27 protein-coding genes and 1 pseudogene are annotated in these 25,179 nt (G+C 61.3%); 21 read left to right on the forward strand and 7 right to left on the reverse strand.

What is annotated here, in order from left to right:
- Nucleotides 1-106 precede the first annotated feature (106 nt).
- The 10 genes and pseudogenes from V6766_RS23530 (at nt 107) to V6766_RS23575 (ending at nt 9,995) form a co-directional block, all read left to right on the forward strand.
- Nucleotides 107-1,060 carry a LysR family transcriptional regulator gene (locus tag V6766_RS23530; RefSeq protein ID WP_448470703.1) on the forward strand — a complete coding sequence of 318 codons (954 nt, stop codon included), beginning with the start codon at nt 107-109 and terminating at the stop codon, nt 1,058-1,060.
- A gap of 109 nt (nt 1,061-1,169) precedes the next feature.
- The gene (locus V6766_RS23535; protein ID WP_448470704.1) at nt 1,170-2,096 is read left to right on the forward strand and encodes a LysR family transcriptional regulator; all 927 of its coding nucleotides are present in this window, start codon (nt 1,170-1,172) and stop codon (nt 2,094-2,096) included.
- A 176-nt stretch (nt 2,097-2,272) separates the two neighbouring features.
- Nucleotides 2,273-3,277 carry a TRAP transporter substrate-binding protein gene (locus V6766_RS23540; RefSeq protein ID WP_448470705.1) on the forward strand — a complete coding sequence of 335 codons (1,005 nt, stop codon included), beginning with the start codon at nt 2,273-2,275 and terminating at the stop codon, nt 3,275-3,277.
- Between the two features lie 137 nt (nt 3,278-3,414).
- Nucleotides 3,415-5,370: a TRAP transporter large permease gene (locus V6766_RS23545; protein WP_448470706.1), complete on the forward strand. Its 1,956-nt coding sequence runs from the start codon at nt 3,415-3,417 to the stop codon at nt 5,368-5,370.
- A 24-nt stretch (nt 5,371-5,394) separates the two neighbouring features.
- Entirely contained in the window at nt 5,395-6,312 is a 918-nt protein-coding gene (locus tag V6766_RS23550; RefSeq protein WP_448470707.1) for an SDR family NAD(P)-dependent oxidoreductase, read from the forward strand.
- Between the two features lie 3 nt (nt 6,313-6,315).
- Nucleotides 6,316-7,488 (forward strand): acetyl-CoA C-acyltransferase, encoded by a 1,173-nt coding sequence (locus V6766_RS23555; protein ID WP_448470708.1) that lies wholly within the window; start codon nt 6,316-6,318, stop codon nt 7,486-7,488.
- Entirely contained in the window at nt 7,488-7,943 is a 456-nt protein-coding gene (locus tag V6766_RS23560; protein WP_448470709.1) for a MaoC family dehydratase, read from the forward strand. Before V6766_RS23555 ends, V6766_RS23560 begins: the two co-directional genes overlap by 1 nt.
- Before the next feature lie 72 nt (nt 7,944-8,015).
- On the forward strand, nt 8,016-8,717 hold the full coding sequence (locus V6766_RS23565) for an IS6 family transposase (RefSeq protein ID WP_448470710.1): 702 nt from the start codon (nt 8,016-8,018) through the stop codon (nt 8,715-8,717).
- Nucleotides 8,718-8,773: 56 nt separating this feature from the next.
- Nucleotides 8,774-9,220: pseudogene (locus V6766_RS23570) on the forward strand (glycosyltransferase family protein); the annotation flags it as partial.
- Between the two features lie 19 nt (nt 9,221-9,239).
- Nucleotides 9,240-9,995, forward strand: coding sequence for a TIGR04290 family methyltransferase (locus tag V6766_RS23575; RefSeq protein ID WP_347443851.1), 756 nt, complete (start codon nt 9,240-9,242; stop codon nt 9,993-9,995).
- Here V6766_RS23575 and V6766_RS23580 read toward each other — a convergent pair.
- Nucleotides 9,986-10,342 carry a hypothetical protein gene (locus tag V6766_RS23580; RefSeq protein ID WP_347443852.1) on the reverse strand — a complete coding sequence of 119 codons (357 nt, stop codon included), beginning with the start codon at nt 10,340-10,342 and terminating at the stop codon, nt 9,986-9,988. The genes V6766_RS23575 and V6766_RS23580 overlap by 10 nt on opposite strands.
- 53 nt (nt 10,343-10,395) lie before the next feature.
- Here V6766_RS23580 and V6766_RS23585 point away from each other — a divergent pair, with 53 nt between their 5' ends.
- The 3 genes from V6766_RS23585 to V6766_RS23595 are packed head-to-tail and all read left to right on the forward strand — an operon-like array spanning nt 10,396 to nt 11,687.
- A complete protein-coding gene (locus tag V6766_RS23585; RefSeq protein ID WP_347443853.1) occupies nt 10,396-11,172 on the forward strand; it encodes an SDR family oxidoreductase in 777 nt (258 codons plus the stop codon).
- A 22-nt stretch (nt 11,173-11,194) separates the two neighbouring features.
- On the forward strand, nt 11,195-11,458 hold the full coding sequence (locus tag V6766_RS23590) for a hypothetical protein (RefSeq protein WP_347443854.1): 264 nt from the start codon (nt 11,195-11,197) through the stop codon (nt 11,456-11,458).
- A 55-nt stretch (nt 11,459-11,513) separates the two neighbouring features.
- Nucleotides 11,514-11,687, forward strand: a complete 174-nt coding sequence (locus V6766_RS23595) for a DUF1328 domain-containing protein (protein ID WP_347443855.1) — start codon at nt 11,514-11,516, stop codon at nt 11,685-11,687.
- On the opposite strand, the gene V6766_RS23600 is transcribed toward V6766_RS23595, so the two are convergent.
- From V6766_RS23600 to V6766_RS23610, 3 genes are all read right to left on the reverse strand, one after another.
- Entirely contained in the window at nt 11,684-12,712 is a 1,029-nt protein-coding gene (locus V6766_RS23600) for a DNA topoisomerase IB (RefSeq protein WP_448470711.1), read from the reverse strand. The genes V6766_RS23595 and V6766_RS23600 overlap by 4 nt on opposite strands.
- 35 nt (nt 12,713-12,747) lie before the next feature.
- Nucleotides 12,748-13,068 carry a DUF982 domain-containing protein gene (locus V6766_RS23605; RefSeq protein WP_347443857.1) on the reverse strand — a complete coding sequence of 107 codons (321 nt, stop codon included), beginning with the start codon at nt 13,066-13,068 and terminating at the stop codon, nt 12,748-12,750.
- Nucleotides 13,069-13,136: 68 nt separating this feature from the next.
- On the reverse strand, nt 13,137-13,340 hold the full coding sequence (locus tag V6766_RS23610) for a hypothetical protein (RefSeq protein ID WP_347443858.1): 204 nt from the start codon (nt 13,338-13,340) through the stop codon (nt 13,137-13,139).
- 159 nt (nt 13,341-13,499) lie between these two features.
- Between V6766_RS23610 and V6766_RS23615 the strand changes: the two genes are divergently transcribed.
- Entirely contained in the window at nt 13,500-13,673 is a 174-nt protein-coding gene (locus V6766_RS23615) for a hypothetical protein (RefSeq protein WP_347443859.1), read from the forward strand.
- An 83-nt stretch (nt 13,674-13,756) separates the two neighbouring features.
- Here the strand turns inward: V6766_RS23615 and V6766_RS23620 are convergent, their stop codons facing one another.
- Nucleotides 13,757-14,692, reverse strand: a complete 936-nt coding sequence (locus V6766_RS23620; protein WP_448470712.1) for an NADP-dependent oxidoreductase — start codon at nt 14,690-14,692, stop codon at nt 13,757-13,759.
- A gap of 231 nt (nt 14,693-14,923) precedes the next feature.
- Here V6766_RS23620 and V6766_RS23625 point away from each other — a divergent pair, with 231 nt between their 5' ends.
- Both V6766_RS23625 and V6766_RS23630 read left to right on the forward strand, forming a co-directional pair.
- Nucleotides 14,924-16,093 (forward strand): zinc-dependent alcohol dehydrogenase, encoded by a 1,170-nt coding sequence (locus V6766_RS23625; RefSeq protein ID WP_347443861.1) that lies wholly within the window; start codon nt 14,924-14,926, stop codon nt 16,091-16,093.
- Between the two features lie 11 nt (nt 16,094-16,104).
- A complete protein-coding gene (locus V6766_RS23630; RefSeq protein WP_448470713.1) occupies nt 16,105-16,902 on the forward strand; it encodes an SDR family NAD(P)-dependent oxidoreductase in 798 nt (265 codons plus the stop codon).
- 108 nt (nt 16,903-17,010) lie between these two features.
- Here V6766_RS23630 and V6766_RS23635 read toward each other — a convergent pair whose 3' ends face one another.
- Nucleotides 17,011-17,886: an SDR family NAD(P)-dependent oxidoreductase gene (locus tag V6766_RS23635; RefSeq protein ID WP_347443863.1), complete on the reverse strand. Its 876-nt coding sequence runs from the start codon at nt 17,884-17,886 to the stop codon at nt 17,011-17,013.
- A 306-nt stretch (nt 17,887-18,192) separates the two neighbouring features.
- Here V6766_RS23635 and V6766_RS23640 point away from each other — a divergent pair, with 306 nt between their 5' ends.
- The 3 genes from V6766_RS23640 (at nt 18,193) to V6766_RS23650 (ending at nt 22,810) form a co-directional block, all read left to right on the forward strand.
- Nucleotides 18,193-21,312, forward strand: a complete 3,120-nt coding sequence (locus tag V6766_RS23640; protein ID WP_448470714.1) for a CheR family methyltransferase — start codon at nt 18,193-18,195, stop codon at nt 21,310-21,312.
- 48 nt (nt 21,313-21,360) lie between these two features.
- Nucleotides 21,361-21,813 carry a response regulator gene (locus V6766_RS23645; RefSeq protein ID WP_448470715.1) on the forward strand — a complete coding sequence of 151 codons (453 nt, stop codon included), beginning with the start codon at nt 21,361-21,363 and terminating at the stop codon, nt 21,811-21,813.
- Nucleotides 21,814-22,153: 340 nt separating this feature from the next.
- A complete protein-coding gene (locus V6766_RS23650; RefSeq protein ID WP_347443866.1) occupies nt 22,154-22,810 on the forward strand; it encodes a response regulator in 657 nt (218 codons plus the stop codon).
- Between the two features lie 159 nt (nt 22,811-22,969).
- On the opposite strand, the gene V6766_RS23655 is transcribed toward V6766_RS23650, so the two are convergent.
- A complete protein-coding gene (locus tag V6766_RS23655; RefSeq protein WP_347443867.1) occupies nt 22,970-23,512 on the reverse strand; it encodes an HNH endonuclease in 543 nt (180 codons plus the stop codon).
- A gap of 164 nt (nt 23,513-23,676) precedes the next feature.
- Here V6766_RS23655 and V6766_RS23660 point away from each other — a divergent pair, with 164 nt between their 5' ends.
- Together V6766_RS23660 and V6766_RS23665 are read left to right on the forward strand one after the other, a co-directional pair.
- Nucleotides 23,677-24,366 (forward strand): XRE family transcriptional regulator, encoded by a 690-nt coding sequence (locus V6766_RS23660; RefSeq protein ID WP_347443868.1) that lies wholly within the window; start codon nt 23,677-23,679, stop codon nt 24,364-24,366.
- Nucleotides 24,366-24,974 carry an RES family NAD+ phosphorylase gene (locus V6766_RS23665; RefSeq protein WP_448470716.1) on the forward strand — a complete coding sequence of 203 codons (609 nt, stop codon included), beginning with the start codon at nt 24,366-24,368 and terminating at the stop codon, nt 24,972-24,974. The genes V6766_RS23660 and V6766_RS23665 overlap by 1 nt, the downstream gene beginning before the upstream one ends.
- Nucleotides 24,975-25,179: the final 205 nt, after the last annotated feature.

Consider the following 25,179-nt stretch of genomic DNA (forward strand, 5'->3'; position numbering starts at 1 on the left):
ACGTTTCGCCGGCACACAGCCTGGCCGTCACGCTCCTCGAAGAAACTATCGCCGATATAGCGAAAAGAAATAGTCGAAACTTTCTTCAATGTGATAAGATATGCTTATGACCGCCTCTTCAAACCGGCTCGATGGCCTCCGCCTCAGGCATCTGCGCATCCTCGCACTGATCGACGAACATCGCTCGCTCAGGGCCGTGGGCGCTGCCCTGAACCGTACCCAGCCGGCGGTTTCGCAGATGGTCAAGGATCTGGAATATGCGCTCGGCGCCCAATTGGTCGAGCGTTCCGTGCGCGGCGTCGAACTGACGCCCGCCGGCCATGTCGCGCTGGAGCGGGCCCGATCCGGCCTGTCCTCGTTCGATCACCTGCAGGCCGAGCTGAAGGCCCAGCCGTCGCCAATTCTGAGGATCGGCGCCAATCCCGCGCTGATCTTCAACATCATTCCGGCCGCGCTTCGTATCCTCGATGCCGAGAAGGGTGCGATCCGCTTCCGGCTGTCGACCGGCGTGGTCGGGGATATCCTGCATGGGCTCTGGGACGGCCAGCTCGACTGCTATGTCGGACGGATCGACTGGGACCAGATCCCGCAAAAGGTGATGCCGGCGCTGCGGCACGATCCCTTGATGCGCACCGATCTGGTGCTCGCCTGTTCGAAAAGCCATCCGCTGGCCGGTCGCACCGATATCGATATCGCAAGTCTTGCCGACTGGGCCTGGGTGCTGCCGCCCGCCGACAGCAACAACCGCATCGCGCTCGAGGCGGAACTGCGCAATCACGGCGTGACAACGCCGCCGCCGATGATGGAACTGACCGCCGACCCCGGCGCGCTGATGACGCTGACGCGCGACATGCAGGTGCTCACGCTCGCCCCCCGCTTCGTGCTGGAAACCAGGATCGCCGCCGGCGAGGTGGTGGCGCTCGACCTGCCGGATTTCAAGCTGCCGCCGATCCAGATCGGCTTCGTCACGCTTGCCGAACACGAGAACATGGCGACTATTCGCGCCTTCCGTCAGGCGATCAGGCAGGCCGCCGAGGCACTCGATCCATCCGCCCTTTAAACCGCCTCACATATGCGCGCATACGCGTTCTTCCATATTTGCCATTAGTCTGATTTAACTTAGATGCAATTGATGTTATCAATTTCTGAAGTCTTACTTCGAGAGCATCATGGACCTGAGGCAAATCCGTTATTTCGTGGCCGCGTGCGAAGAGGGCTCGCTCAGCGCTGCCGCCCAACGGTTGAATTGCACAGCACCTGGCGTCAGCCAGCAGATGAGTGCGCTCGAATCCCGCATCGGCACCAGCCTGTTCAAACGCACCCGCCGCGGCGTGGTGCCGACCGATGCCGGCCGCCGTTTCTATGAGCGATGCCTGGTCGTGTTGAAGGCGGTTTCGGAGGCCGAGATCGAGCTGGAGGATTTTCGCGCCGGCATGAGCGGCACGGTTTGCGCCGGCTTTGCCCCGGGCCTTGCCAAGGCAATTGTGCCGGCAGCCCTTGCCCGCTTCACCCGCGAATTTCCCCGCATCGACATCGAGATCGCCAGCGGCACGGCCGATACGTTGGTGAACTCCACCTCGTCCGGCGCGCTCGATTTCTACGTCGGGCAGTTCGTGCGACCGCAGCCGGGGGTCTCTGACGTTCATATCGGGCGCTATCCGGTCTCGCTACTCTCCGGTTCCAGGCGCGGTCTGGTGCAGATGAGGCCGATCCGCCTTGGCGATACCCCACTGAAACTGTTCGTGCCATCCGCCGCCAACAGCCTGCGGCCGCGGATCGAAGATGCGATCCGCAGCGGCGAGATCAACGTCGACCGCCGGATCCTGATCGACAGTCTCTCGGCTGCGCTAGAATTCCTGAGCCAGACCGACTGGTCCGGAATCCTGCCCTACTGGATCGGCTTGAAGGAACTTGCCAATGACCGGATCACGGTCAACCCGATCGCCGATCCGGCGCTGAGCGTCGACCTGGAAATGACTCACCCCGCCCAACGCTCGCTGTCGCGCCCGGCGCGGGTGCTGTTCGATTACGTCTGCCAGGAGCTGCAGCGAACCGAGGAAGAATGGCGCAGGCTGACGAATGTCAGCCTTAAGTAATCCTTAGGTTAGTTGTTAGAAGAAATAACTGCACGGAATGGCTGATCGCCTTTACAGAATGGAACGTCGGCAAGCTCTCATTCGCTGTCGGCGCGCAATTCAAAGGAGCAGCGCGACGAGCGCGCGGATGTCGGCGGTGTGGAGCGTCGACCGTCCGGATCCGTGGAGGAGAAACAATGCGACACCTGATTCTGGCCGGCGCACTCGCGCTGGCAAGCCTTGGCGGCGGCACCGCCGCGTACGCAGCCGACGGACCCGAGCTGAAGATGCAGTTCGCCTCGCCGGACGGCACGCCATGGAACGATATGGACCGCCGCTTCGCGGCTGAAATCGGGGACATCACCGGCGGCACCGTCGAATTCTTCCCGCCGAATTCGGTCAGCCCGTTCAAGGACTGGCTGCAATCGACAGGCGCCGGCCTGCTCGATCTCGGCTTCGTCTGGCACCCGGTTCTGCCCGGAAAGTTCCCGCAGATGGACCTTCTGAGCCTGCCGGGCCTTGCCAAGAACCAGACGATCGCCACCGTGGTCTACTGGCGCCTGCGCGAGAAATATCCCGAACTTGGAGAACTGTTCACCGACCAGGACAATGTCGTCGAGCTCGCGACCTTCGTGGCGATGGGGTCGCATCTGCATTCGGAGGATCCGGTCAAGACGTTGGCCGATTTCAAGGGCAAAGTGTTCGGCGCGCAGGATCCTGCCGGCGTGAAGGTGCTCGAGGAGCTGGGCGCCAGCGCTTCGGTCATGGTCGGGCCGGACGCCTATCTGGCTCTGCAACGCGGCACCATTGACGGCGTGCTGTGCGCCTGGGGCTGGGTCAACAATTTCAAGCTCAACGAAGTGACCACCTATCATACCCTTTTGAACCTCAATCCCGGCACCTATACATCGGTGATGAACAAGGATGTGTTCGACACGCTGACGCCGGAGCAGCAGGCAGCGCTCACCGGCATGGAGCCGCTCTACTTCTTCTACAACACAACCGATGGCGCGGCGCAGGCGACCGCCGACATTCCAGCCGAAAACATCTTCACGCTGTCGACCGAAGATCAGGAAGCGCTGACCGACAAGATGAAGCCGCAATGGGATGCCTGGGTCCAGAAAGCCAATGAACTGGGCTGGCCCGGACAGGAGATTCTGGACGAAGCCCAGCGCCTGATGACGCTGTACGATCAGAACTGAGGGATGATCCGCGCCGGTGCGCCGGCGCGGCTTTGTGGAGCGGCTCCGCGTTTCTCGGAGACGCAAATCCGCTCCATCTCTTTGTTTGCAGCATTTTCAAGCTGGTCAGGTGTCTCCGCCTGACCACGAGATGCGCCATGGGACATGACATGAATAACGCCACGCCGATGGTTTCCGGGACAAACGGGGTCGCAGCCCTGATCGAGGGCGCCGCTGCCGGTCTGCGCGCAACACTTCTCTGGCCGAGCCGGCTTGCGATCACTGTCGGCGGCCTCGCCATCGTCCTGCTGATGGGACTGACCGTTGCCGATGTCATCCTGCGCAATCTGTTTTCGCTGGTGGTGCCCGGCGGGCTGGAGCTTGCCGGCCTTTTGACCATCCTCGTCGTGCTCGCCGCCGTCAGCGTCGTCGAGATAGAGCGCAATCATGTGCAGGTTGATCTGGTGCTGGACGCGTTGCCGGAATACGCACGGACGCCGACCCTTGCCGGCGGCCTGATGCTTGCCCTGGCGGCCATGATGATCACGACCGTGGAGATCGGCAAACAGGCGCTGTACGTCAAGGGCAACGGCATCGTCACCGGCGTTCTCGCCCTGCCGGAATGGCCGTTTGTGGCTGCTGCCGCCGTGTTCCTGTTCCTGTTCGCCGTCGCCCTCCTCGCCAATCTGCTCGGTGCGCTCGCCAGGATCGCGGCAGAGCCGGACGGCCGCGCGCTTGCCATCCTCGCAGTCTGGGCACTGGTCGCCGCAGCCATTCTGTTTCTCTGCTTCTATCCCAAGCTCTCGCCCTTCGACTTCGCGCGCAGCACGCGGGCGCTCTTATCGATCGGCTTCTGTTTCGCCATGATCTTCCTCGGCGTCCATGTCGCCGCCGCCATGGCGCTGACGGCGCTGGTCGGCATCTCCGTGCTGATTGCGCCCGGCGCGAGCTTCACCAGCCTTGCCACCACCTCGATCTCGGTCGTCAGCGACCAGACCTGGAGCGTCGTGCCGCTGTTCACCTGGATGGGGCTGATCGTGGTCGCGTCCGGCTTCGCCGCCGAACTCTACCGCTCCGCCAATCGCTGGATCGGTCACCTGCCGGGGGGCCTGGCCTCCGCCAGCACGATCGCCTGCGCTGGCCTCTCCTCGATCGTCGGCGACACGCTTTCCGGCGTCTATTCCATGGGCGCGATCGCGCTGCCGGAAATGCGCGCCCACCGCTATGACATGAAGCTTGCCACCGCCTCGATCGCCTGCGCGGCGACGATCGGCGTGATGATCCCCCCGAGCCTGGCCTTCATCGTCTACGGGATGATCACCGAGGTTTCGATCGGCAAGCTGTTCATGGCCGGCATTCTGCCGGGCGTGCTGTTCGCCGTGATTCTGATCGGTTTCATCACCATCCGTGCGGCGCTCTATCCCGAGCTTGCGCCGCGCGGCGAGAAAAGCACGTGGAGCGAACGCATCCGCTCGAGCCTTTCGACCTGGCCGATCCTGCTTCTGATCCTGCTTGTACTCGGCGGAATCTATTCCGGCGCGGTCACGCCCAACGAGGCTGCGGGCCTCGGCGTCTTCGGCGCCCTGGCGATCGCCACGCTGATGGGGCGGATGAACTGGGAAAAGTTCATTGCCTCGATCACCAGCACGTTGCGGCTGACGGCGGGGATCATCGTGATCTTCATGTTCGCCGCCGCATTCAGCCGGTTCATCGCACTGTCGGGCCTGACCCAGCAACTGGCCGATCTGGTGATCAGCCTTGATCTCGGCAAATACCAGATCATCGCCGCGATCCTGGTGTTCTACCTTGTCATCGGCATGTTCATGAACGCGCTGCCGGCGCTGGTGTTGACCGTGCCATTGTTCTTCCCCGTCGCCATGAATGCCGGTTTCGATCCGGTCTGGTTCGGCGTCGTGGTGGTGATCATGGTTGAACTCGGCGTGGTGACGCCGCCGGTCGGCGTCAATGTGTTCGCGATCTCCGCGATCGCCCGCGACGTGCCGATGTACGACATCTTCCGTGGCGTATTGCCCTTCTGGCTCGCCTATCTGGCGCTGATCGCCCTGATCGTCATCTTCCCGCAGATCAGCCTCTTTCTACCCTCTCTGATGTAGGACCGTTTCAACAGGAGTTTTCCCATGACCATCGACCTGACAAACCGCGTCGCAATCGTTACCGGCGCCGGCGGCGGCCTTGGACGTCAACATGCGCTCGCGCTGGCAAAACGCGGCGCGAAACTGGTCGTCAACGATCTCGGAGGCAATGTCGATGGCACCGGCGGATCTTCGGCGGCCGCCGAGGCCGTCGTCGAGGAAATCCGGCAGACTGGCGGCGAAGCCATTGCCAACGGCGCTTCCGTCACCGATTACCAGGCGGTGGAGGCGATGGTAGCCAAGGCGACGGAACGCTTTGGCAGCGTCGACATATTGGTCGCCAATGCCGGCATCCTGCGCGACAGATCCTTCGCCAAGATGGATATAGCCGACTTCAAGGCGGTGCTCGACGTTCATGTCATGGGCTCGGTCAACTGCGCAAAGGCGGTGTGGGAGGGCATGCGCGACCGCGGCCACGGCCGCATCATCTTCATCACCTCTTCCACCGGCCTGTTCGGCAATTTCGGCCAGTCCAACTACGGCGCGGCCAAGATGGCGCTGGTCGGTTTGATGAACACGCTGGCGCTGGAAGGGGCGAAATACGACATCAAGGTCAATTGCCTGGCCCCCTCCGCCGGCACTCGCATGCTGGAAGGCCTGATCCCCGAAGACCAGTTGAAGGCGCTCGACCCGGCGCTCGTCAGTCCGGCAGTCGTGGCGATGGCGGCAAAGGACGCGCCGACCAGGACGATCATCTGCGCCGGCGCCGGCAGCTTCGAGATCACCCGCGTGCTGATGAGCCATGGCGTCCATATCGGCGGGGCCGACGATGCCGCCGAACAGATCCTCGGCGCGATGGACACGCTGAAAAGCATGGATGATTTCATCGATCCGCCGAGCGGCTTCACCCAACCCAGCCACGAACTGACGCTCGCCGGTTTTGATACCAAAAAGGAGAGCTGAGCCATGCGCGATGCCGTGATCGTTTCCACCGCCCGCACCCCGATCGGCAAGGCCTATCGCGGCGCGTTCAACATCACGCCGGCACCAACGCTTGCCGCCCATGCGATCCGCGCGGCGGTCGAACGGGCCGGCCTCGAGGGCGGCGAGATCGATGACAGCGTGTTCGGCGCGGCCCTGCCGCAGGGCTACCAGCACACGATCGGTCGCACCGCACCGATGCGCGCCGGCCTGCCCCAGACCGTTGCCGGCATGACCATGGACCGGCAATGCTCCTCCGGCCTGATGGCGATCGCGACAGCTTCCAAGCAGGTGACCGTCGACCGCATGGATATCGTGCTTGCCGGCGGCGTCGAATCGATCTCCACGGTCCAAACCGATCCGCTGCGGATCGACGAGGATGCCGCCTTACTCGCCATGCATGACGACATGTTCATGCCGATGATCGATACCGCTGAGGTGGTGGCCGCCCGCTACGGCATCGACCGCGCGCCCCAGGATGGCTATGCGCTGCAATCCCAGCAACGGACCGCCGAGGCCCAGAGGCAAGGTCGTTTCGACGACGAGATCATCCCCGTCACGGCCACCATGCGGGTGACCGACAAGGCGACGGGCGCCACCTCCGAGCGCGAAGTGACGCTGGAGCGCGACGAGGGCAACCGCCCGGAAACGACCGCCGAGGGCCTCGCTGGCCTGAAACCGGTGCGCGATGGCGGCGTGATCACCGCCGGCAATGCAAGCCAGCTTTCCGACGGCGCGTCCGCAACAATCGTGATGGAGGCTGGCCTTGCAGAACGCAGGGGCATCACCCCGCTCGGCCGCTATATCGGCATGGCCGTTGCCGGCACCAAGCCGGACGAGATGGGCATCGGCCCGGTTTTCGCCGTGCCGAAACTGCTGGAGCGTTTCGGTCTCGGGATCGACGATATCGGGCTCTGGGAACTGAACGAGGCCTTTGCCGTGCAGGTGCTTTACTGCCGCGAGCGGCTCGGGATTCCCGACGAGATTTTGAACGTCAATGGCGGCGCGATCTCGATCGGCCATCCCTATGGCATGTCGGGCGCGCGCATGATCGGCCATGCCCTGATCGAGGGCCGCAGGCGCGGCGTGAAATACGCTGTCGTCGCCATGTGCGTCGGCGGCGGCATGGGCGCGGCAGGCCTTTTCGAGGTATTCTGATGACGACATTTTCAGAGCTGCAAACCAAGATCGGCTCCGAACTTGGCGTCTCCGACTGGCATCTCGTCGATCAGGGGCGCATCTCCGGCTTCGCCGATGTCACCGAGGATCATCAGTTCATCCACACTGAACCGGAACGGGCAAAAGGCACGCCACTTGGCGGCGTCATCGCACACGGCTTTCTCACCCTGTCGCTGCTTTCGGTGTTCTTCGCAGAGGTCGTCGGCGAGATTGAGGGCACCTCGATGTCGATGAACTACGGTTTTGATGCCGTCAGGATGCTGAGCCCAGTTCCGGTGGGAAACCGGGTTCGCGGCCGGTTTTTGCTGGAGAAATGCACCGAGCGCCGACCCGGCCAGTGGCAGCTTTCCTTCACGGCATCAGTCGAGATCGAAAACCACGAAAAACCCGCGCTCGTGGCAAGCTGGCTGGTTCTAGTATGGCTTGGCACATAGCAAGGGTGAGGGCGTTGTCACGTAAACCGGGTTGCAGTTGCCTGCATTTCGGGTTGGGCGTAGATTTCTGCGATGCAAACACCCGAAATCAGCTTCAAGCGTCACCGTTTTCCGCCGCAGATCGTTGCCCATGCAGTTTGGCTGTATCTGCGATTCAATCTGAGCCTGCGTGAAGTTGAGGAAATGCTTCTTGAGCGTGGTATCGACGTTTCCTATGAGACGGTCCGCCGCTGGACCGCCAAATTCGGGCCCAAGATCGCCAGCAATTTGCGACGACGGCAGGCCCGCCCCGGCGATGTTTGGTATCTGGACGAGGTCGTCGTGAAATGTTCTGGAGAGAAATTCTGGCTTTGGCGTGCGGTAGATCAGCATGGCACCGTTCTTGAAGAAATCTTGCAGAAGCGACGTGACAAAAGGGCGGCAAAACGCCTGTTGGTGGCGTTGATGAAGCGCTATGGCTTTGCACCCAAACGGATCATCACCGATAAACTGCGCTCCTACGGCGCAGCAAAGGCTGATGTAGCCCCCGGCCTCGACCATTGGTCGCATAAGGGTCTCAACAATCGGGCTGAGAATAGCCACCTGCCGTTTCGAAAACGGGAACGAACCATGCAGGGACACCGATCACAGGGAGCATTGCAACGGTTCGTCTCCATGCACTCTGCTACCCGCAATTGCTTTTCAGTTCCATCCCGACGCCGAGCCGCACAAACAATTCGCTACCATCGGCTCGAAGCGTTCGATGCATGGAATATTGCGGCCTGCTGCGCCTGAAATTTTGGGAGCGCGGCAGGCCTTTCTCGGCATGGAAAACTCAATGTGACAACACCGGCGCGCAATATCCGTCATCGATCGAGTGGCCGGACAATGTCGAACGGATCGAGCATGTGCCGCCAGCCGAACATGCCGATTTCTACAGCCGCCAGCGCTTCACCCTCAATGTCACCCGCCAGGACATGGTCCGCGCCGGCTGGTCGCCGAGCGTGCGGCTGTTCGAGGCCGCCGCCTGCGCTACGCCGGTGATCAGCGATATCTGGCCCGGGCTAGAGGAATTGCTACCTGACGGTGAGGCAATCATTCTCGCACCTGACGGTGACGCCGTTGTGGCGGCCCTGAGGGAAACGGACGACGCGCAACTTGCGGCGATTGCCGAAGCGGCGCGCCAGCGGGTGATGTCAGGCCATACCGGCCTCGCCCGCGCCCGGGAATTGATCGCGGCGCTCGCCAGCCTGAAAGGCAGTAGCGCTGCAACGACCGCATCCGCCATCGACCAATAGACCAGCAAGGAGGAACACGATGACTGCACCGACACGTCACGGGGCCGATGCCGACATCGCTGCACTGGGACCCTGGTTCCACAACCTGCGGATCAACGGCAGCGAGACGGCGCCCGACCACTTTCTCGGCGACTTTCCGTCGAACAAATGGGCGGGCTTCAGCCACGTCCTTCCCGACGATCTGCAAGGCTGCAGCGTGCTCGATATCGGCTGCAATGCCGGCTTCTATTCACTGGAAATGAAGCGCCGCAATGCCGGGCGCGTGCTGGGAATCGATTGCGACGAACGTTATCTGGCGCAGGCGCGGTTTGCCGCCGCCGAATTCGACGTCGACATCGAATACCGCCAGATGTCGGTCTACGATCTGCGGCAGCTCGACGAGACCTTCGACCTGGTGCTGTTCATGGGCGTGTTCTATCATTTGCGCCACCCGCTGCTGGCGCTCGATCTGCTGCATGAAACGGTGGTGGGCGAGCGGATGCTGTTTCAGTCGCTGCAGCGCGGCGCAACGCAAACGGCCGAGCTTGCGGAGAACTACCCGTTCGATGAACAGGCATTGTTCGATCGCCCGGACTTTCCGAAACTGCATTTCGTCGAACAACGCTACGCCGACGATCCCACCAACTGGTTCATTCCCAACAGGGCGGCGGTGGAGGCGATGCTCAGAAGCGCGGGCTTTGCCATTCTTGAAAACCCGGAGCCGGAGGTCTTTCTCGTCGAGAGGGGCGAACGCTATTTCGCGGCGGATCCGGCGCCGCACACCGGTCAGGCTTGATGCCGCTGGCGTTGCGAAGGCGGCGCGTCGTCCGGCATTTCGCCGTTGTCGGCATCGAACAGCCGCCTGGCGGCCTCGTCGCTGCTTTTTTTCTCGGCGCTGGTAAGCCGCCGTTCGCGCGCAATGCCATAGGCGATCGCGGCGCCGAGCAGAACCGGGCCGATGGCCACGGCAAACAACCACAGAAGATTGGACATTTCGTCACCTTTCTCTCTGGAATCTCTCTGGAAACAGATTTCGTCCCAAACCGGTGAGGCCGACCTTTGTTCCGTCTCGAAAGACTGCGGGCGGGCGCGCTTTTCCGGGAACCGATCCGCGACGCGATGGTTAGAGGGCGGTGCGTCCATGCGGACGCGAAACGTGTTGAATCTGCGACAGGCAACCAACAGGAGAATATCCCATGGCAAATTCTGTAGCGCTGGTCACCGGAGCCGGTTCCGGGATTGGCAGGGCCGCCGCGATAGCGCTGGCGGCGGATGGTTTTGTCGTCGGTGTGCTCGGCCACACGCCCGGGGAGAATCGCGAAACCGTCGAAACGATCGAGGCCAGCGGCGGCACGGCGCTTGAACTTGCCGCCGACGTGGCCGGCGAAGAGGAGATGAATGCCGCTGTGGAGCAACTGGTTTCCACGCATGGCCGGCTCGATGTTGTCGTTGCAAATGCCGGCGTCAACGGCGTCTGGGCCCCGATCGACGAACTCGCACCAAAGGAGTTCGACCGGACCATCGCGATCAACCTGCGCGGCACCTATCTGACGATCCGGGCGACCGTGCCGCACCTGAAGTCGGCCGGCGGCGGCGCGATCGTGGTGGTCTCCTCGATCAACGGCACACGCACGTTCTCTTCCCCGGGGGCCACCGCATACACCGCAACCAAGGCCGCGCAACTCGCCATGGTCCAGCAACTGGCGCCGGAACTCGGCCAGTCGTCTATCCGCATCAACGCCGTCTGCCCCGGAGCCATCGATACAGAAATCGACGACAACACCAACATCCGGCATGCCGACAAGAGCGGCATCGAAAGCGAATGGCCCGAAGGCAATATTCCGCTTACCGGTGGAAAGCCCGGCCGCAGCGAAGATGTCGCTGCCGTTATCGCCTTTCTTGTCTCCGGCAAGGCTCGTCATGTCACCGGCACGCCGGTCTGGGTAGACGGCGGCCAGGGACTGCTGCGCTGATCATCTCGTATAGGAGCTGAAAATGACCCAATCGAAAACCACCACGGATCACGACGAAATCCGCCGCTGGATTGAAGATCGGAACGGACGTCCCGGCATCGTTCAGACCCGCGGCGTAGGCGGTATTCTGCGGATCGATTTCGCCGAACCAGAAGAAAGTCTGAAGCCCGTCGACTGGGACGAGTTCTTCCGCGTCTTCGACCGGAACAACCTCGCCTTTCTGTATCAGGAAGAGACGGGCGACGGCGAAACGAGCCGTTTCAACAAATTCATTTCCCGGCCGTGAGGCGAGCCGGGTTCTCGTTCCGGTCAACCGGAATCAACGATCAAAGGAGTACGAAATGCTGAAATGGGCACTGATATTTCTGGTAATCTCACTGATTGCCGGCTTCTTCGGTTTTACCGGAGTTTCGGCTGCCGCCGCAAATATCGCAAAGATCCTGTTTTTTGTCGCGATCGCGATCTTCATCATACTGTTCGTGCTCATGCTTCTGGGCGTGGGGGCCGCCTTCTAGAGCCGTCTCGCCGCCTTCAGGAAAGCCGTCAATCGGCTTTCCGACACGCGCAGACCGCCTGCTGGCTCGGCAGGCTGTGCTGCCTGCCGAGCCAGCAGGTGGCGCTCACTGTCGTCATTCGAAAGCGCTAGCACGGCCGGGTGGATATAGCTGCTGCGGCAGATCGTCGGGGTGTTGGAGAGTTCGCGCGCGGCGGCCTCGGCCATGTGCCTGATGAGCGGCGCCTGATTGCGGCCGAGTTCGTCAAGCGCCGCCTCGAATGCCGCAACCGTTCCGCCCCAGGTCCGAAAGGTCTTTGCCGAAAATCCGGCCCCGGAGATCTCGCCCAGATAGGCGTTGAGCTGGCCGGATTCGATCACCCGCGTCGTGCCGTCGGCCTCGCGCCAGCCAAACAGTTCCCGTCCCGGCAGATCGGCGATCCTCTCGAACACCCTTTGCAGGCGGGGCCCGTGCAGCCTGCGGCGCACCCGCCGACCGCCCTTGCCAGAGAACTCGAGTTCCAGATGTTCCCCGAAACGAAGATGCCGTTTCAAGAGCGTCGAGGCGCCAAACGTGCCATTCTCGTCGCGGTAGGAGCGGTTTCCGACCCTCAGATGCGCCGCGTCGAGCAACAATGTCATTGCCCCCAGCACGGCGCGCGGCCGATCGTCGAGCCGTTCCGCATCGCGCCGAGCGCGGCGGCGGATGCGGGGCAGCGCCTCAGCAAAATCCACGAGCTGATCGTATTTCTTCTCTTCCCGGAGCGCACGCCAATCCGGGTGATAGCGATATTGCTTTCGCCCGCGCGCATCATACCCGGTCGCCTGCAGATGACCGTCGGCCCGAAGACAGATCCAGACTTTTTCGTGGGCCGGCGGAATGCCGAGCGCTTCGATGCGCCTGCGCAAGTCCTTGTCCCGCACCAGGCCGCCATCCGGCATCCGGTAGCAGAAACCGCGCCCCCGGCGTTCGCGGCGGATACCGGGGTCGCGGTCGCTGACATAGACAAGCCCCAGCTCTTTCAACCCGGGAACCTCTTTGTTCATGCCGCTGCTCACCCCGGATCGCTCGACCTCGACAATCAGGAACGTATGTCCAGCGGCTGCGGCGCATCTTGAGCCGGGTAGAGTGGATTCGGCGGTTCCCGGCGCGCCGGGGACCATAACAGTCCCGCCTCAAGCGTTGCGGCCAGGAAAGCCTCACGCGAGGCGGCCAGTAGGCCGGTCTTCCATGTCGCCGCATGACAAATCTGCAATGCCCTCCGGCAGTGCGGTCCATTGGCGGCCGCGCGGCCGCTTTCCAGCAGTTCCACCGCCTCACCGGGACCTTCGACAGCCGTCGCTGCGCCGGCTTCAGAGCGGATATGGACCGGCACGCTCCAGAATGTGTATAGCTTTCCCATTGTTTATTCTCCTTTTTTGGGCATCAGTCTGCAAAGGTCATCGATAACGACGCAGCCGCGGTTACGCCTCAGCGGTCCCGCTTCGTCTTCATGGCGTCCGAAAGATCCTTCTTGCGCGGATCGCGCAGGTTCTCCCCCGTTGCGTCCCGGTCCTTTTCCGGATCGTCCTTCGCCGGCTTGTAGGCATTCGGCCGGTTTTCCTGCGGACCTTCCCAGCGCGGCCTTTGCGCAATGGTGCCGGGACGCGCCTGCTCTGGCTTCTTGTCGGGCATTTCCGTTCCTTTCGAGCGAATTATCTCTGCCGCATCAAACCGCTATCGCCGGGATTTGTTCCCAGGATGAAGCGGGAACATTCGTCCCCTCCTTCGAGTTCGGTGGAGGAATTCGACGGTGACAGACGCCGGAACCCTTATTTTACGGATGGAGATGGAATGTTCAGAAACAGGCTTGCACCACTCGTTGTGGCTCTTGTCGTGGCGGTCCTGATGCTGGCGGCGGTGGCGGCGGTCTACCGCTATACGGCAGCGCCGGTCACGCCGCCGAGCCGCCATCCGCCGATAGACGACGTTCCGCCGAGCGCGACGGGCGATGCCGATACCCCCTGACATGGTGCGTCGCGCCCAGCGCCGATGATCCAAACCAAGGCACCTGCCGGCATAGGCAGCATCGGATCGGGGCTGCGAATCTCTCAGGCGATGCTGAGCACGACCTTGCCCTGCGTATGCTGGTTCTCGAGGACCTCATGGGCCTTCGCGGCTTCGCTGAGCTGCAGCGTTTGCTGCACGCAAACGCGCAGTTTCCGCCGCTCGATGAGGTCGGCGATTTCCGCGAGTTGAGCCGCGTTCGGCCTGGCCATATAGCCAGCGGTCCGGATATTGAACTTCGAGGCGGTCTCCCCATCCGGCTCGCCGAGCGTGGAGACCAGGATGCCGCCTTCCTTCAGCACCTGAAACGAGCGTGCACGGGTTTCGCCGCCAACGAGGTCGAAAACCATGTCGACCGGATCGAGAATGCCCTCGAACAACTCCGACTTGTAGTCGATCACGCGATCCGCCCCGAGTTTGCGCGCAAAGACGACGTCTTCGGGCGAAACGGTCGTGGCAACCCACGCACCCTTCGCCTTCGCGATCTGGACGGCCAGATGGCCGACCCCGCCGCCGCCGCCATGCACGAGAACGCGCTGCCCCTCCTCAAGGCCGCCGTGATCGAAAAGTCCCTGCCACGCCGTGATGCCGGCGAGCGGCACGGCTGCGGCTTCCTCGGCGCTCAGGGATTGCGGCACGGCGGCGAGTTCCTCCGCCGGAACGGCCACATATTCCGCATAGCCGCCACGGGCCATGTCGAGAAACGCGAATACGCGATCGCCGGGCGAGAAGTGCCCGACATCCTCGCCGACGGCGACAATTTCCCCGCAGATATCGCGACCGGGAATGATCGGCAAATCGTCCTCGCCGATGGCGCCGTAATTGCCCGAGCGTATCTTCCAGTCGACCGGGTTGACGCTTGCGGCCAGTACCCTGACCAGAACTTCACCGGCTGCTGGAACGGGGCGCTCGAGCTGCTCGAGTTTCAAGACCTCCGGCGCACCGAAATCGTGGATGCGGATCGCTTTCATCTTTGCCATGACGTATCTCCTTGTTCGGCGCGGCAGGCGCTCTGCCGCCGTGTCCTGTCTCAACGATCGACGGGCCGGAATGTTCGCCCGACGTCATGCCTTGGCCCCGAAAAAGTCCGGAACCAAATCCGGCATTCCGGGTTAGGCGCAGACCCCGACAGGCCAGGTCGCCATCCTGGGCCGCCATCCTGGTTTTGCGTGATAACGCGCGGCGGGCCGCATCCAATAGGAGGAAATCTGGTGAAAGCACTGCGTTGGCAAGGAAAGCACGACATTCGCTGCGAGAGTGTACCCGACCCCGAGATAGAGGACGGTCGCGACGCGATCATCAAGGTCACGGCCTGCGCCATATGCGGCTCCGACCTGCACATCTACGAAGGCACGATACCGGAGATGCATCATGGCGATGTCATCGGCCACGAGGCGATGGGCGAGGTTGTCGAACTCGGCCGGGACAACACCAACCTCAAGGTCGGCGACCGTGTCGTGATCCCCTTCACCATTGCCTGCGGCGAGTGCTTTTTCTGCAAGCGCGGCTTCTTTTCCGGCTGCGAACGCTCAAATCCCGACAGGGACAAGGTCAGCAAACTCTGGGGCAATTCTCCCGGCGGGCTGTTTGGCTATTCGCACCTGCTTGGCGGTTACAGCGGCGGCCAGGCGGAGTATCTGCGCGTTCCCTTCGCCGATGTCGGTCCCTGCAAGGTGCCTGACGGTCTCACAGACGAGCAGGTTCTGTTTCTTTCCGATATCTTTCCGACGGGTTATATGGCCGCCGAGAATTGCGGGATAGAGCGGGGCGACACCATCGCCATCTGGGGATGCGGTCCTGTCGGACAGATGGCGATCCGCTCGGCTTTCATGCTGGGAACGGAACGCGTCATCGCGATAGACACGGTGCCTGAGCGGCTCGCGCTCGCCGAAAAAGGCGGCGCCGAGACTATCGATTTCGGCGAAGAGGACGTCTACGACCGGATCATGCAACTGACGCGCAGTCGCGGCGCCGATGCCTGTATCGACGCCGTGGGTACCGAGGCCGACGCATCGGCAAGCTGGGATTCCCGCTGGGACAGGATCAAGGTCGCAACGTTCATGGGGACGGACCGGCCGCATGTCCTGCGTCAGGCGATCCATTGCTGCCGCAATTTCGGAACGGTCTCGATTGTCGGCGTTTACGGCGGTTTTCTCGACAAGGTGCCGATGGGCTCCGCTATCAACCGCGGCCTCACCTTCAAGATGGCGCAGACGCCGGTACAAAAATACCTGCCGACGCTGATGGACCTCATCGAACGTGACGAGATCGATCCGTCCTTCGTCATCACCCACACCGCCTCGCTCGAGGACGGCCCCGAACTCTACAAGACCTTCCGCAACAAACAGGACGGCTGCATCAAGGCCATCATGAAACCCTGAAAGGCAAAATCATGGACACCCAAAAGCAGGACGAACTCGCGGTGATCACGGGCGCATCGTCCGGCATCGGCTATGAACTGGCCAGATGCGCGGCGAACGAAGGTTACGATCTGGCCATCGCAGCCAATGAACCCGAGATTCAGTCGGCGGCGGACAAGCTGACGGCGATCGGCGTCAAAGTTTATGCGGCGGAGGTCGATCTCGCCACGCGCGAGGGCGTGGAACGCTTCGCCCACGCCATTGAGCAGACCGGCAAGCCGGTCGGCCTGTTGATGGCGAACGCCGGTCGCGGTCTCGGCCATGGCTTTCTCGATCAGCAGCTCGATGAGGCGCAAAGGGTGGTGGACACAAATATCAGCGGCACGATCGCGATCGTCCACGAACTGGGAAGACAGATGCGCGAACGCGGCAAGGGACGGATACTGTTCACCGGCTCGGTCGCCGGCCTCATGCCGGGAAGTTTTCAGGCCGTCTACAATGGTACGAAGGCATTCGTGAATTCGTTCTCTTTCGCGCTGCGCGAGGAGCTGAAGGACGCCAGCGTCTCGGTCACCTGCCTGATGCCCGGCGCCACCGACACTGAATTCTTCGAACGCGCCGGCCTCGCCGACACGGCGATCGGCCAAGGCGACAAAGACGATCCGGCAAGGGTCGCCAGGGTCGGTTATGACGCGATGATGGCCGGAGAAGGCGACGTCGTTCCGGGATGGAAGAACAAGATGATGGCCACCGCCTCCAATGTGGCCTCAGACGAAAGACTGGCCGCCCAGCACCGCAAGATGGCGGAACCGGGTTCGGGAGAAGACTGATCGCCCGTCAGCCCCGATACGGATCATGGCAAAGCGATGGTCATCACAGTTTCAGCAATGGCATCCGTACCGACGCGCCCGGCCCGAGGGGCCGGCGCGCCGCGAATTCTATATCTTGCTGACGGCTCCCTTGCCTTTCATGCCATCATGGCCATGCTGGAGATCGAGGCTCGGCTGCGGCGCCTGTTTCAATTCGTCCGGAACCATCTGCCCCGGGCCGCCCTTGGCAATGGTCGTGCCGCCATCGGCATACCACAGCGCTCCGGTAACGTTCGACGCCTCGTCGGAGGCGATGAAGGCGTAGACGTTGGCGATTTCCTCCGGCGTGCCCCGGCGGCCAAGCACCGTGCCGGCGAGCGTCATTTTCTCCATCTGCTCATTCATCGGTCCGGTGTCGGTATGAGTCCAGGCGGTATCCACAGGCCCCGGGCAGACGCAGTTCGCCCGCACGCCATATTTGCCCTGCTCGAAGGCGACGCCGCGCATGAAGGCGTGGACGAAACCCTTGGTTCCGCCATAAGCCGCATTGTTCGCCTCTCCGATCTCGCCGGCTTCCGATCCCGCGGAAACGACGACGCCATGTGTCTTGTGCAGATGCGGAAGCGCGTATCTGGTCATCAGAAAGACCGAGCGGATATTTTCCGTCACGGTGCGGTCGAAGTTCCCGACCGAATAGTCCTGGCATTCCGCGGTTTCGAGAAACATGCCCGCATTGTTGATCAGGATATCGAGGCGATCGTAGTGAGAAACGGCTTGTTCGATACAAGCCCGGGCGTTTTCCTCGTCGGCGAGGTTACCCGAAAATGTCTCCGTCTGCCCTCCCTTTTCGCTGATCGACTTTGCGACATCTTCAACCGGGTCGTCAGGCAAACCGGCGAGCAACAGCTTCGCGCCCTCCCGCGCGAATTTGTGCGCGATCGCTTCTCCTATTCCCGTGCCGGCTCCGGTGACGATGGCAACTTTTCCTTCCAGGCGTCCAGTCATGGCATTTTCCTTTCTTCACTAGCAGTTTGCCGCCGTCTAACCAGCGCCGGCGTTTCATGTTCCAGGAACTTTGCGCTACCGTCAGTTTTCGATTTCATTGGCACGGGCGGTTGAAATTCCCGTATCCGACACGACGTCTGGAGGACAGAACTTCGGTGATTGCGACTGAAATTCCGGTACAATCGCCATATTGTTCAACAGCGCGACGTTCGGAACACCGTCGGCTCGACCTCACGCGAGCTGCCTTGCGACGATTGCCTGTCGGCATTAGCAGTTGCGGCCATCCCTAAACCAAAGGACAGGTGAATGTCAGACCCAACCCGCAAATTTCCGATCGTCGGCATCGGCGCCTCGGCCGGCGGCGTGGCTGCGTTGCGTGATTTCTTCAATGACGTGCCGGCCGAATGCGGAATGGCGTTTGTCATCGTCACCCATCTGAGCGCCGATCGCGAAAGCCTGCTGCACGAAATCATCCAGCGCCAAACGGAATTGCCGGTCACCGTCGCTGAAGACGGGCAGGTGGTGGAAAAGAACAATGTCTACGTGATGCCGTCGGGCGTGTCGCTGTCGATCGGCAACGGCATTCTTTCGGTTCGGTCGCTTTCAGGCAAACGCGACCGCAAGCCGATCGATGCGTTCCTGAGCACGCTTGCGATCGACCAGGGCGAACATGCGGTCGGCATCATTCTCTCCGGCGGCGATGGCGACGGCACGCTCGGGGCCAAGGCGATCAAGATGCATGGCGGGCTGACGCTCGCCCAGACCGGTGACGGCTCAGGACCGCAGCAGGCCGACATGCCCCGCAGCGCCATCAAGACCGGGGTCATCGATCTGGCCGTTCCGGTCGAAAGCATGGCTTCGAAGCTTGCCGACTATGTGCGCGGGTTCAGCCTTCTCGAACAGATGGGAAAGAGCGGCGAGGCGCTTGAAAACGATCTGGAGACCGCACGGCTGAAGATCTGCGCAATCCTCGGCAGTCACACCGGTCATGACTTCTCGGGCTACAAGCCCAAGACCTTCCTGCGGCGCACCCGCAGACGCATGCAGATCATGCATATCGGCAATATCGACGATTATCTTGATTTGCTGTACCGAGACACAGAAGAGGTCGATGCGTTCTTCCGCGACCTTCTGATCAACGTCACCAGTTTCTTCCGCGACGCCCGCGCGTTCAAGCTGCTCGAGACGGACATCCTTCCGAAACTCTTCGCGGACAAGGACGAAACCGACACGCTTCGCATCTGGATACCCGGCTGCGCCACCGGCGAGGAGGTTTACTCCATTGCCATACTCGTGCGGGAACATATCGCGCAAAGCAGCGGCGCCGCACCGCGCATCCAGATCTTCGCCACCGATATCGACGAGGCCGCGCTGTCAGTGGCAAGGGCCGGACGGTATCCGGCGTCGCTGCTCGAAGGCGTTTCGCCCGAGCGCCGCCGACGCTTCTTCACCAGCGATGACACGAGCTATGTCATAAACAGCGAAATTCGTGAATTGTGCATCTTTTCGCCGCACAATGTGACGCGCGATCCGCCATTCTCCCGGATGGACCTCGTATCGTGCCGCAACCTCCTGATCTACCTCGGGCCGGAGGTTCAAAAGCGGGTGATACCGACTTTCCACTACGCCTTGCGCCCGGGCGGCTTCCTGTTTCTGGGAACGTCGGAAAGCATCAACCAGCACCACGACCTGTTCACGGCGGTCGACAAGCAGAACCGGATATTCCAGGCCCGCGCCTATAGCGGCGCGACAAGCCGCCTGCCGATCAACCTCACAGATGCCGTGCCGGGCGTCGATGCGCGAGCGGACAAACCCGACCGTCGCGGCTCATCGAAGCTTTCGCTTCACCACATCGTCGATCTGCAGGTTTTGGAACGTTTTGCCCCGCCTCACGTGGTTGTCGACGAACATGGCGACGTGGTCCACTACTCCGCGAGAACCGGAGGTTTCCTCGAAGCGCAGCAGGGTGCGCCCAATCGCCAGTTGCTGGGAATGGCGCGGCGCGGCCTGCGGTTCGACCTGCGAACCGCGCTCGGCCAGGCCCATGACACCGGCAAGACGGTCGTCCGCGACAACGTGGTTCTCGATCAGGAGGCGGATGTCACGCAACTCGTCCGCATCACGGTCGACCCGATCCAGAAGAGAAGTGACGTTGCGGACACGCTCTATCTGGTGCTGTTCGAAACGATCGGCATGCGGCAGGACTCTCATACGGCGCGGGCTGAAAACAACGATCAGGATGCGGCCTTTGAGTTGGAAAGCGAATTGCGCGAGACGCGCGAGCGGCTGCAGGCCACCGTCGAGGAATATGAAACCGCCCTGGAGGAACTGAAGTCCTCCAACGAGGAACTCATTTCCGTCAACGAGGAGGCCCAGTCGACAAACGAGGAGCTTGAGGCATCGAAGGAGGAGATGCAGTCGCTCAACGAGGAACTGAGCACGATCAACACAGAGCTGCACGACAAGGTCGATGAACTCGACCGCGCCAACAACGATCTGAAGAACCTGTTCGCCAGCACCCAGATCGCAACGGTTTTCCTGGACAAGAACCTCGTCATCCGCAATTTCACGCCGGCCGCCAGCAAGTTCTTCAATCTGCGGCCGCACGATATCGGCCGTCCGCTGACGGAACTTTCCAGCACCCTGAACTATTCGGACATGGAAAGGGACATTGCGGCGGTGTTCAAGTCTGGCGACGGCCATGACGAGCACCTCCACCTCGACGGCGAGGACAGCAGCTATCTCGCGCGCCTTCTTCCCTATCGCGGCGAGGGTGAAAAGATCGAGGGCGTGGTGTTCACGCTGATCGACATCACGCAGCTGACAAGAGCGGAGGAACACCAGAAAGTCCTGAACTCCGAACTCAACCACCGGGTCAAGAACATGCTGGCCGTGGTAATCGCCGTCGCCGATCAGACGCTGGAATCCACCTCGTCGATCACGGATTATCACGCCGCGCTTGTCGGCCGCCTGAGAGCCATGTCACGCGCCTATATACTGCTTTCGCGCGAGCAATGGCGGGAGGCGTCCCTCAAGGAAATTCTCCTGAATGGCCTTGAGCTGTTCGAGACCTCGCATTTCAGTTTCCGGGGACCCGAATTCAAGGTTCCGCCCGAAACCGGTCTCGCGCTCGGGATGGTAATCCATGAACTGGCCACGAATGCCGCGAAATACGGCGCCCTGAGCACCCCGAAGGGCAAGATCGATATCAGCTGGACCGTGGCGGGCGGGCATTTCCGCATGGAATGGCGGGAGACGGCGGGCCGCAAGATCGAACCGCCGCAGAAATCCGGCTTCGGAAGCAGCCTCATCGAGGGCGAAATTTCCTACCGCCTCGGCGGAACCGTGGAGAACACCTACGAACCGACAGGCCTTACAGTCAGGCTCGGCTTTCCGGTTGGTGATCAGAAGGTTTCAGTGTCTTGAGCAGTATTCCTATGCGGCGATGCCGCGTGTGGTCACCCGGGAAAGAAAGTGTGGTCTGACGACGGAAAATCCAAACCGGATCGACGTTTGCACCGTAGCACTTCTAAAGAGAAAGAAGAGGTAGCTTTTTTGCACAACAAAGACGACCGACTTCGTCCGTTTTCCGGCAAGCATATCCTCGTCGTCGAGGACGAGTTCCTGCTCGCCGAACGGCTCAGGAGAGGGCTCGTGGAATCCGGCGCGCGCGTGGTCGGACCGGTGGGAAATGTCGAGGGGGCGCGGGCGCTCATCGCCGAGGCACATATCGATGCTGCGATACTGGACATTTCCCTGAACGGCGAGATGGTGTTCGCGATCGCGGAGCGGCTGGAGCGCGAGGCCATCCCCTTCGTCTTCGCCTCGGCGCACAACGTCAGCGACCTTCCTCTCCGCTACAGAAAATACCCATTATGCAGCAAGCCAGTAGAAATCCACCAGATCGCCTCGGCGCTGTTCGGCTGACATGGCCTTCTTGCCAGCGTCTGAAGTGGGTGGCAGTGCGAAGCGAGGAGCTATCGACCTCACCTTGCTTTTTATCAAGGGCACTGTAGGTTCACGCACACTGGGCCTCCTGCGCGAGAGGTCGCCTGGGTTAGCGGTGGAACAACATCCTTGTTCATGCGTTGGTCTGCTGGAATGCGATTTGACTTTTCACGACGGGGATTGCACGCCGTTTCTCCCATACGCAGGCCAAGCGATTTTGCGACTGATGAATGCGTGGAAAGCGTGTGGACCGAACGAGGATCCAGATCCCCTGTTATTCCCACGCTCCGGTCATCTGAACGCCACCGGAGGTTCGAATATGCAACTTGCAACCCAACACAATCCTTTCAACGGATCCGGTCCGGCGCCTCATGGCAGCGATTTTGCCCTGCAAAATCTGCGCGGATCCAGAATTCTGATCGTTGAAGACGAGTATCTGCTCGCGCGCAACCTCTCCCAGACGTTTGAACAGATCGGCGTCAATATCCTGGGTCCGGTTCCGACCATTCAACGGGCAATGCCGCTTCTGGCGCGCGCGGACGCAGCCGTGCTGGACATCGATCTGAATGGCATCCCGGTCTTCCCTCTCGCCGATCTTCTCGACCGCAACCGCACCCCCTTCGTTTTCTTCACCGGTTGCTCAGATATCGTCGTACCGGAGCGATTCCGCTATGTCCGCAATCTGCCCAAACCGGCGGATGTCCGCGACATCGTGTCGTCGCTGGCTTCGTCCTGCAATGCCTCCGAACACGTATGCGGCGAGACCGAAAGCGTCATGGAGACGATCCCGAGCCTCAGACTTGCCGCCCGGCTGATGATTTCTGACGAAGCAGCGGCCGACAGGCTTGTCGAGCGGACGTTCCTGCGGGCCATCGAGTCCGTTGCAACCAAGGAGGATGGGACGGTGACGCTCGGATGGCTGTTGACCCTGCTCGAAGACGTCCGTCGCGAAGAGGGCCAGTTCTGCCTGAACTGATGATGCCAAGCCACGATCTGCTTCGACCGGTTGCGGCGCGGCGAGGCGGCCGCGCGGGTCACCCTCATTTTATTACCTGTGGACCGCGCATGCGACCCGATGTCGGGCGCATCGTTAATAATTCATCCTGCAGGCTCTCCGCAGCGAGCCGCTGACGAACTATGGCGACGGCCGCCAGACCTGCTCCTTCTGCTTCTTTGATGGCCACCTCAGCGGCCTTGTGCGGTCGATGAACCTCACGGTCAATCCGGGGCCGTTGGAAACGGTTTCTTGCGAGCGCTCCGCCACGTGCCGGTTCGAGGAATTTTGCCATAGATTGAGCGCCAATGGTGCCTCCTCCAATGGAAAGGCGCGTGAACCCAGATCTCGGGTAATTTTGCCGCTGCCATCGACTGCGACGAATGGAATTTCCACGTGCTTTGGCCGGTCTCTTCTTCGTGTCCGGCTTGGAGCATCAACTTGCAGCCGGAAGTCGCCGAGCTGCTTCTTCAGCACCTCCTGCTCATAGCGTTGAATAATTGCCGCGCAGGGCTTGCACGACGCTTTCTCGAAGATCAGCGTGTTGTGGCCGTGTGCGAACGGAATGATATGCTCGTCAGTGAGATCAATGTGAGAGAATGCCGAGCCGCAATAGATGCAGACGCCGGGTAACGCGATGCGCCGCTTTTCGAACCTGTCGATCTCATATGTTCTCGTCCTCATCCAGCAAAGATAGGCGAGCGATTGCAGGGATGCCAGCAGGGGAACCCTGTCAGGGCAAATCCAGTCGTGCTGAAGGTCAATCGCCTCACAAAACTTTACGAGATTTACGAACTTGACGAACTAACGAAAATAGCCCATATTGGCGGTGAAGGAGCACCAAGATCATGTCTACCGCTAAAGCTATTGAGAAGCGCGGTCGAAAGTCCAGCCACGGCGGGTCACCCAACATTACGTTTTCTACAAAGCTCGCTGGAATTGCGGCGTTCAAGAAAGCGCTTATCGAGCAATACGGCGAGGCAGTCCGTCGCAGCAAGAAGGTTGGGCACCGGGTCAGCTTTCGGGTCGATGTCGATCCAGAAGCCGGAGCGCAAACCATCACAGTTGTCGAGGAGCAACCAGGCGCGGCCGCGGATGGGTTTCCCGTCGAACAGGTCGAGGAGCCGGATGCGGACCTCAAGGCAGCTTTGAGGGAAGCCCGAGCTCGCGGGAAAAAGCGTGTCTCCGAAATCGTTGCCGCAGACGATATGCTCACCGCAGAGGCGTTTGCGGATCTGTTGGGTGTGTCCAGAGTGACAGTCAACTCACGGCGTCAAAACGGCCAGCTTCTAGGCATCGATGGGGCCAAGAGGGGCTTCCGCTTCCCTGCCTGGCAACTTGATGATGAGGGCCGTCCGTTCGAAGCGCTGCCCGAACTCCAGCAAATCCTCGGTGGCAGTGCCTGGGCTGTCTATAGGTTTCTGGTAACACCGCAAGGCGGTCTTAACGGGCTAACCGGACTCGATGCGTTGCGGAGTAAGAAGCCTGATGAGGTTATCGAAGCTGCCAAGGGTATTGCTCACGGTGACTTCAGGTAATGCCAGCAACTGCGCCGCCCGCCGGCTTCGAGAACGCAAAGCTCGATATTGAAACTGTTCCTGCCGGAAAGCGGTTCGGGCGCATCTATCTGAATGCCTATCCGGATCCGCTCGGATTCGGAAAAAGCCCGAGCCGGTTCAGCGACCCGAGACGCCGGATCGCTGCAAACCGGTTCGGCGTCCTCTATCTCGGTGGATCCTTGAAGGTTTGCTTTCTGGAAGCTCTCCTTCGCGATCGCCGGGATGGACAAGTCGGCGACCTCCCGATTGAGGAAATTGAGATTCACGCCCGCCGGTTTGCCGAGATCGAGACGACAGAAGAGCTTCATCTCGTCGACCTGCGTGACGATCATGCCGTACGTATGGGCGTGCCCTCCGACGTCGCGAAAGCCTCGCGCCAGAGCCTTGCTCGCGCCTGGTCGTTGGCGTTCTATGAGCACAAATCTTCGCCGGATGGGATTATCTATCCCTCACGGCTCAATGGGCATGTCAACTTGGCAGTCTTCGATCGGGCGGTTTCCAAACTGGCAGCAAAACGTGTGGTTCCCCTAATGGGCGCACCGGGGCTGGCATCTGTTTTGCGGGAATTGCTGGTGGCACTGGTCTGAGAAGATCGGCTATTCTCGAATTGCCCGCAATTCAGGTTCAAGCCTTCCGACGCCGCTTGTTGGTGGCCTCGATCATCGACTGTGGCCGCGATATGTCCAGCACGACAACCGAAAGCTTCTCCTTCAAGTGAAGCGGAAGGTCATCTACAAGCATCGCCTCAAGCGCCTCGGGACTGTCGGCGCCATCGCATCTCTTAGGCGCGTT

It is taken from the genome of Martelella sp. AMO21009 (assembly GCF_053484295.1).